The 434-nt window shown below is 36.4% G+C and carries 1 protein-coding gene; it reads right to left on the bottom strand.

Going from position 1 to position 434, the window contains the following annotated elements:
- A partial coding sequence (locus tag M3190_RS15240; protein WP_251583586.1) for a toprim domain-containing protein occupies window positions 1-434 on the bottom strand: 434 nt, incomplete at both ends.

The raw sequence follows: 434 nt of genomic DNA, 5'->3' as shown, positions 1-434 counted from the left end.
ACCAGACACCATCAATCCCTCGCTTTTGCATTATTAAAGTTAAAAAGCGAGTAAAATTCATCCCAATAATCCAATCACTTACTTGTCTTGTTTCAGCTTCTTTAAAATAACTATATGTTTCCTCTGCTTCTCTTAATTCTTTAAATCCTCGTTGAATCTCTTTGCTCTGGAGTGAATTGATCCATAATCTTTTCTTTGGTATTTGCCAAACCTCACGCCCACATAATTTAAAGATTGAATAAGCGATATTCTCTCCCTCACGATCAGGATCTGTGGCGATAATAATTCGGTCTGCCTGCTTCAATAAATTTTTAACCGTCTTAAATTGACCCGCCTTGCCTTTACTAACCTTATATTTCATTTGATCCGGTAGAATTGGTAAGTCCTCTAATTCCCACTGCTTATATTTATCTGCATAATCATCCGGTTCACTC

Origin of the sequence: Microbacterium oleivorans, assembly GCF_023715745.1 — a bacterium.
In the GTDB taxonomy this organism is placed as follows: Bacteria; Actinomycetota; Actinomycetes; order Actinomycetales; family Microbacteriaceae; genus Microbacterium; species Microbacterium oleivorans_D.
Note: the sequence above shows the minus strand (reverse complement) of the source record. Positions and strands in the feature narration are given on the sequence as shown.